The sequence below is a fragment of the Gordonia sp. p3-SID1431 genome (assembly GCF_025143765.1).
In the GTDB taxonomy this organism is placed as follows: domain Bacteria; phylum Actinomycetota; class Actinomycetes; order Mycobacteriales; family Mycobacteriaceae; genus Gordonia; species Gordonia hongkongensis.
Genome location: NZ_JAMBDT010000056.1, coordinates 24,946 through 32,212 on the forward strand (window position 1 = coordinate 24,946; position 7,267 = coordinate 32,212).

The following is a 7,267-nucleotide window of genomic DNA, read 5'->3' on the forward strand; positions in this document are numbered from 1 at the left end:
GGCGAACGTCGGCGGGGACGAGGAACGAGGCGCGGCCACGGACGATGCCTACACTCGTCGAGGTGAGCGCCGACACGACTGCCGACCGACCCGCAGACGGTGCGGGCATGCGCCCGGTGCGTCGACGCGGTCGGCGGACGGTGATCGCCGCGGCGCTGGTCGTGATCGTCGTCGCGGGCGTCGGTCTCGTCGCATGGCGGGCCGTACCCGAACGGTGGTTGCCCTGGGACACCGCCGAGTTCCCGCAGATCGACGCCGCGGAACTCACGCCGGCCCAGCGACGCGTCGTCGAGGCGGTGCGCCACGAACACACCGCTCAGCGTCCCGGGACGTTCTACTCCGAGGGTGTCGACGAACCGTGGTGCGCGAACTTCGTGAGCTGGATCATGCGGACGGCCGGCAATCCGCTGGTCAACCCCCACTCCGGTCACTGGCGCATCCCGGGGTGTACACGCTGCAGGAATACTACGAGGCCGCCGGTCGGTTCGACGCGGTCGGCGCGCAACCGCCCCGAGTGGGCGACGTCGTGCTCTACGACCGGTCGTCGGGATTCGGACAGCACACCAACATCGTCGTCGCAGTCGATGGTGAGTCCGCCGTCACCGTGGGGGGCAACGAGATGGGCCGCATCCGGGTGCATTCGCTGGACTGGCGCTCCGACGGCGGTGTCGTCGGATTCGGCCGCGGATTGCCGGGGTGACGATGACAGACTTCACCGGGTTCCCGGAGGCCGCCCTCGACTTCTACGACGATCTGGAGATCGACAACTCCAAGGTGTTCTGGGAGGCCCACAAGGCCACCTACCGTGCCGCGGTTGCCGAACCCATCCGCGCCCTGACCGACGCGCTGGCCGACGAGTTCGGCCCGGCCAAGATCTTCCGACCGCACCGCGATATCCGGTTCTCGAAGGACAAAGCGCCGTACAAGACCCATCAGGGCGCGTTCGTCGCCGTGGCCCCGGCCACCGGGTACTACGTGCAGATCGGCGCACCGGGTGTTCGCGTCGGCGCGGGCTTCTACGAGGCCACCCCGGCCCGGCTCGCCGAGATTCGGAAGTCCATCGACCACGACCGCAGCGGACCCAAGCTCGAGAGCCTGCTCCGGCGGCTCACGGGGGACGGCTGGGAGATCGCCGGGGACCGGCTGAAGACCGCACCTCGCGGGTACGACGTCGCCCACCCGCGAATCGAACTGCTCCGCCACCGATCGCTGTCGGTGGGTCGGGACTACGGATTCGACGAGATCATCCATTCCGCGGAACTCGTCGATCGGGTGCGGCGGGACTGGCGGGCGACGGTCCCGTTCGTCGAGTGGATCGCGGCCCGCACCGGTAGCTGAGAGCCCGCACCGACCGGTTCGCGCGCCACATGGAAACGATCAGACGGCGACTTCGACGGTTGGCGCGCGCGTGCAACGGGAGGCGGGTGATACTGGTCGCCGACCGCGTCCGAGATCCGAGGACGATCACAGGCACCCGGGTGGACCTCCGATGACGATCCGAGTTTGTGACCCCGATGCCCGAGGAGCACCGATGACCGACACCGTCCATTACGGGCACATCTTCCATCTCGCCGGCAGTCCCGCGATCACCGAGGCGGTGGACGCGCTGGTATCGATACCCGACGGAGCTCTGGTGGTCGGCGACGACGGCACGATCAAGTTCGCCAGCGAGAGATCCGAGCTCCCTTCCGAATTCGCGAGCGCGGAGGCGCACGAGCACCCGAGCGGGTATCTCATCCCGGGCTTCGTCGACACCCACATCCACTTCCCGCAGACCTACGCCGGCGACTCCTACGGCGGCGGGCAACTGCTCGAATGGCTCAATCTGTGCATCTTCCCGTCCGAATCCAAGTTCGCCGACCACGAATTCGCCCAGGCCGCCGCGGTCGAGTTCACCAGGCGACGGGTCGCCGCGGGTACGACGGCGATGATGGTGTTCGGTTCCGCCTTCCCCCACGCCCAGGATTCCCTGTTCACCGAGACCCAGAAGGCCGGGCTGCGTATCGTGGCCGGCCGCGGCATCCAGACCGTCGGCGGTGACACCGCCAAGCCGCTGCTGACCTCGGAGGAGGAGGCGATCCGCCTCACCCGGGCCGAGATCGACAAGTGGCATGCCGCCGACACCGGCGACTACCGTACCGCGTTGCTGCACGTCGCGATCGTGCCGCGGTTCTCGCTGTCGGTGACCACCGAGACGCTGAAGAACCTCGGCGACCTGTACGACGAATACCGCGAGCAGGGCGTCTACGTCCACAGCCACCTCAACGAGAACAACCGTCCCGGCACCGGAGAGGTGGACACCACCAAGGAGGTCTACCAGGTCGACTCCTACCTCGACACCTATGACGGGAAGTTCCTGCCCGGATCGCAGGTCGGCGGCAAGAGCCTGCTCGGTCCGCGGACAATCCTCGCGCACTGCGTGCACTGCCAGGACGCCGAACTCGCGCGCATGGCCGAAACCGGTACCTCGATCTCGCATTGTCCGGTGTCTCAGTTGTTCCTCGGATCCGGCACGATGCCGTGGAAGCGCACCGTGGCGGCGGGTGTGAACATCTCCGCCGGAACCGATTTCGGCGGCGGCGACGAATGGCTCGTCCCGCGCGTACTCGGAGATGCCTTCAAACAGCACATCACCGAGCCCGGAGACGCCGGGGTGTCGATGCACCCTGCCGAGATGCTGTTCATCGGGACCGTCGGCGGGGCCCGGGCACTCGACATGGAGAACCGTTTCGGCAACTTCGATGAGGGCAAGGAAGCCGACTTCCTGGTCATCGAACCCGTGGACGCCCTGAAGTCCACGCTGGAGAACGCCGTCCGGTCCGACGATGCCGATCTCGCCCGCGACCAGACCCTGTTCGGCCTGCTGATGGGCCTGCGCGAGTCGTCCATCGCCGAGGTCTACGTCCAGGGGCGTCGGGTCACCGTCTGACCGGCAGCCCATGAATCGGCGACCCGAGGACACGACGATCGTCACCACCCACGACGCCACAGGCACCGCGATCATCGCGGTGTCGGTCTTCCACGCCGGCGACACCGGCGATTTCGCGGAGTGGGCCGCGACACTCGCCGCGTCGGCCACCGACTCCGACGGCTGTCTGGGTGTCGCGATCTCGGCGGTGACCGACGGACATTTCGACCCGGCGGTCGCCACCACCTTCGTCGACGAGGACGCCCTGGACCGTTGGCTCGACAGCTCGGGTCACCGCGCGGCGCTCGATGCCGGACGAGCGCACGGTTGGCTACCGGCGACGCCCGTGCTCGAACTCGTCGACGGGCGGTCGCCGCCGCCCGGTGTCGGCGCGTTCCGGCACGACATCGTCGCCGGAGCGGTACCCGAATTCATTGCGGCACAACACGTGCTGACCGACGCAGCAAGCGAGTTCGGCGGTTACGAGGGCACCGCGCTGTTCGTCGATGCGCAACAGGAGACATCGCTGTCGGTGTTGCGGTTCCGCACGGACCGCCAGCTGGCGGCCTGGGTCTCGTCGAGCCGACGCAGCGAAGCGCTCGCCGGGCTGCGTTCGAGCCTGACCCATGATTTCGAGACGATGGCCAGCACGACGGCCTTCGGCACCACGGTGCGCACCGATCGCGGCCGGATTCTGCAGACACCGAATTGGAAGTCGGCGATGATGGTGCTGCTGGTCCTGTACCCGACCGTGATGACCCTCTCCAGGTTCCTCGGCCCGACACTCGATCGTCTCGGTGCGGAGCCGTGGCTGGCATTGTGGCTGAGCCAGGTGGTCAGCGTCTCGCTCATGCAGTGGTGGCTGATGCCATGGGCCTCGCGCCCGTTCCGGCGGTGGCTCGATCCGGTAGACGGAAGCAACTGGCGCAGCAACGTCGCGGGGGCGGGTACGGTCCTGCTCCTCTACCTCCTGTGTCTGACGGTGTTCGCCAACGTGACGTGGCTCCAGTTCTGGGACTACGCCGACGCCTGATCTCGGCTCACCCCACGATCCCGTCGACGTACAGCCAGCGGCCGTTCGCTCGGAGGAAGCGACTGCGCTCGTGCAGCGATCCACGCTCCGCACCTCGCCGATAGTGGGCCGTGAACGTGACCTCTCCCTCGACCTCGAACAGTGAACCCCCACTACTCGACTCGATGTCGAGGCGGTACCAACGCATCGACTCGTCCAGATCGAGTGCGGCGGGGCGGGTGTCGGGATGCCAGCTCGCGAGCAGATGATTCCGATCGCCGAGCGCGAAAGCGGTGAAACGCGAACGCATCAACGTCTCTGCGGTCGGCGCGGCCCGCTCACCGGCGAGAACGGGACCGCAGCAGTCGCCGAGCGACAAGCCGGACGTGCACGGGCATCTCTCGGGGACGTCCCGCATTTCCGAACCGCGTTTCACCCCTCGATCGTAGGGTAGACAGGAGTGGCGGCCCGCCCGGGCGGCGGACCCACCGCGGACTATGCCCAGATGTTCTCACGATTGGAGCGATTACCTTGTCGGACAATGTGTATCGAGTCATCGAAGTGGTCGGATCGTCATCGACCGGCACCGACGACGCCATTCGTAACGCGATCGCTCGTGCCTCGCAGACCGTCAAGCATCTCGATTGGTTCGAGGTCACCGAGACCCGCGGCCACATCGAGGAAGGTCAGATCGCGCACTTCCAGGTCACGCTGAAGATCGGTTTCACGCTCGAGTCCTCTGCCGACGCGGCCCAGTGACCCGCGACCTCACCGCCGTGAGTTCGCGGCGGTGAGGAACGCACCGATCTCGGCCCCGACGGTGCGAGGAGACGCCCGCGTTCGGCATGCGCCCGGTCGGGTCCGAACCTAGACTTCGGGGGATCATGACGCGCACTCAGCTCCTCCCCGGCCGGTCGATCCGATGAAGTACACACAGACGATCGCCGGCACCACCTATGAGTTCGACGGCCTCGTCGAACTCATGGCGAAGGCCACCCCACGCCGATCCGGCGATGAACTGGCCGGTTGCGCCGCCGACTCCGACGCCGAACGTGCCGCGGCCGCATGGCAACTCGCCGACGTGCCACTGAGCCGATTTCTCGACGAGCCACTGGTGCCGTACGAGTCCGACGAGGTGACCCGACTGATCATCGACACCCATGACCGGACCGCGTTCGCCGAGATCGCCGACCTGACCGTCGGCGGGTTCCGGGACTGGCTGCTGGAGATCGCCACCCGATCCGATGCCGGTGAACGGCTCGCCCGCGTCGGCCCCGGACTGACCCCCGAGATGGTGGCCGCCGCGTCGAAGATCATGAGGAACCAGGACCTGATCCTGGTGGCGGCGGCGACCAGGGTGACGTCCGCCTTTCGCTCGACCATCGGACTGCCCGGCCGGATCGCGACGCGCCTACAGCCCAACCACCCCACCGACGACCCACGCGGCATCGCCGCGGCGACCCTCGACGGCCTGCTCATGGGCTGCGGCGACGCGGTCATCGGGATCAACCCGGCGTCGGACTCGCCGCGGGCGACCGCCGACCTGCTCCACATGCTCGATGACATCCGGCAGCGTTTCGAGATCCCGATGCAGTCGTGCGTGCTGTCGCACGTGACGACCACGGTTGACCTCATCGAGCAGGGGGTGCCGGTCGATCTCGTGTTCCAGTCCATCGCGGGCACCGAGGGCGCCAACAAGGGGTTCGGCGTCACCTTGGACATCTTGCGCGAGGCCGACGAGGCGGGCCGGTCGCTGCGCCGCGGAACCGTCGGCGACAACGTGATGTACCTGGAGACAGGTCAGGGGTCGGCGCTCTCGGCCGGTGCGCATCTCGGCACCGGCGGCAAGCCGGTCGACCAGCAGACCCTGGAGACGCGGGCCTACGCGGTGGCGCGGATGCTGAAACCGTTGTTGATCAACACCGTCGTCGGCTTCATAGGACCCGAGTATCTCTACGACGGCAAACAGATCATCCGCGCGGGACTCGAAGATCACTTCTGCGGCAAACTGCTCGGGCTCCCGATGGGAGTCGACGTCTGCTACACCAATCACGCCGAGGCCGACCAGGACGACATGGACACGCTGCTCACCCTGCTCGGCGTCGCCGGTGCCGCGTTCGTCATCGCCGTGCCCGGGGCGGACGACGTGATGCTCGGTTATCAGAGCCTGTCGTTCCACGACGCCCTCTATGTCCGTGAGGCACTCGGACTGCGGCCGGCGCCGGAGTTCGAATCCTGGCTGGCGCGACTCGGCATGACCGACGGCGCCGGCCGCATCCTGCCGGTCGATCCGGGCGAATCCCCACTCCTGCCACTGGCGTCCGGGCGATGACGCCGACCCAGCCCGCACCCGCGGACGATCAGCCGACCCCGGACCCCTGGACCGAGCTGCGCCGGAGCACACAGGCCCGGATCGGACTCGGACGCGCGGGCAATTCACTTCCGTCGCAACGAGTTCTCGAGTTCCAGTCCGCTCACGCAGTCGCCCGCGACGCCGTCCACGAGCCGCTCGACGTCGAGGATCTCACGCGCGCGATCGGCGAACTCGACCTCGATCCCCCGATCGTGGTCCGGAGTCGCGCGGCAACGCGCAGCGAGTACCTGCGCCGACCCGACCTCGGCCGGCTACCCGAAGATCTCTCGCAGCTCCCGCACGCCGACGCCGAGATCGGGATCGTGCTGGCCGACGGACTGTCACCTCGCGCCCTCACCGATCACGGCGGCGGCTTGGTCGCGGCACTGCTACGTCAATTCGACGGCCGGTACTCGATCGCGCCGCCGGTCATCGCGACCGAGGCCCGCGTCGCACTCGGTGATCACATCGGCGAGGCGCTCGGCGTCAGCACGCTCATCGTGATCATCGGCGAGCGTCCCGGCCTCTCGGTCGCCGACAGCCTGGGCGTCTATCTCACCCACCTCCCCCGGCCGGGACGCGCCGACTCCGACCGGAACTGCATCTCGAACATCCACCCGCCCGACGGTCTGCACTACGACGTCGCCGCGCGGACGACTGCCGCGCTCATCGACGGCGCCCGGAAACTCGGACGATCCGGTGTCGCACTGAAGGACATGTCGCGCACGGACGCCCTCGCGCAGATCGACGACGCGGAGGCACTCCCGCACGAGTCGTGAGTGCGTTTCACTCCCTGAGGTGCGAGCGAAACGAGCCTCCTTCTACTCCCCAATCCGGAAGAACGACACAACCTGCTCCCTTATCCAAAAGGACGACATAACCATTGCTCCCTGAGGTGCGAGGAGCGATAGCGACGAGCCACGAAGGGTTGACGACGCATCTCACCAAGACCCTTCGTGACGGCCTCCGCAAGCTCCGGCCTCCTCAGGGAGCA

General features: G+C 67.6%; 7 protein-coding genes and 1 pseudogene. 7 read left to right on the forward strand and 1 reads right to left on the reverse strand.

Annotated elements, in window-relative coordinates:
• Nucleotides 1–107: 107 nt before the first annotated feature.
• From M4D77_RS14730 to M4D77_RS14745, 4 genes and pseudogenes are all read left to right on the forward strand, one after another.
• Nucleotides 108–700: pseudogene (locus M4D77_RS14730) on the forward strand (CHAP domain-containing protein).
• Between the two features lie 2 nt (nucleotides 701–702).
• Entirely contained in the window at nucleotides 703–1,338 is a 636-nt protein-coding gene (locus M4D77_RS14735) for a DUF2461 domain-containing protein (RefSeq protein WP_259936538.1), read from the forward strand.
• A 193-nt stretch (nucleotides 1,339–1,531) separates the two neighbouring features.
• On the forward strand, nucleotides 1,532–2,929 hold the full coding sequence (locus tag M4D77_RS14740; protein ID WP_259936539.1) for an amidohydrolase family protein: 1,398 nt from the start codon (nucleotides 1,532–1,534) through the stop codon (nucleotides 2,927–2,929).
• A gap of 79 nt (nucleotides 2,930–3,008) precedes the next feature.
• Nucleotides 3,009–3,941: an antibiotic biosynthesis monooxygenase gene (locus M4D77_RS14745; protein WP_205333019.1), complete on the forward strand. Its 933-nt coding sequence runs from the start codon at nucleotides 3,009–3,011 to the stop codon at nucleotides 3,939–3,941.
• Between the two features lie 7 nt (nucleotides 3,942–3,948).
• Here M4D77_RS14745 and M4D77_RS14750 read toward each other — a convergent pair whose 3' ends face one another.
• On the reverse strand, nucleotides 3,949–4,338 hold the full coding sequence (locus M4D77_RS14750) for a YchJ family protein (protein ID WP_159371935.1): 390 nt from the start codon (nucleotides 4,336–4,338) through the stop codon (nucleotides 3,949–3,951).
• Nucleotides 4,339–4,451: 113 nt separating this feature from the next.
• Here M4D77_RS14750 and M4D77_RS14755 point away from each other — a divergent pair, with 113 nt between their 5' ends.
• From M4D77_RS14755 to eutC, 3 genes are all read left to right on the forward strand, one after another.
• Complete coding sequence (locus M4D77_RS14755; protein WP_065632361.1) at nucleotides 4,452–4,679, forward strand: dodecin; 228 nt, start codon at nucleotides 4,452–4,454, stop codon at nucleotides 4,677–4,679.
• A 163-nt stretch (nucleotides 4,680–4,842) separates the two neighbouring features.
• Nucleotides 4,843–6,252, forward strand: coding sequence for an ethanolamine ammonia-lyase subunit EutB (locus M4D77_RS14760; protein WP_205332992.1), 1,410 nt, complete (start codon nucleotides 4,843–4,845; stop codon nucleotides 6,250–6,252).
• The gene (gene eutC / locus M4D77_RS14765; protein WP_065632359.1) at nucleotides 6,249–7,052 is read left to right on the forward strand and encodes an ethanolamine ammonia-lyase subunit EutC; all 804 of its coding nucleotides are present in this window, start codon (nucleotides 6,249–6,251) and stop codon (nucleotides 7,050–7,052) included. The genes M4D77_RS14760 and eutC overlap by 4 nt, the downstream gene beginning before the upstream one ends.
• Nucleotides 7,053–7,267 lie beyond the last annotated feature (215 nt).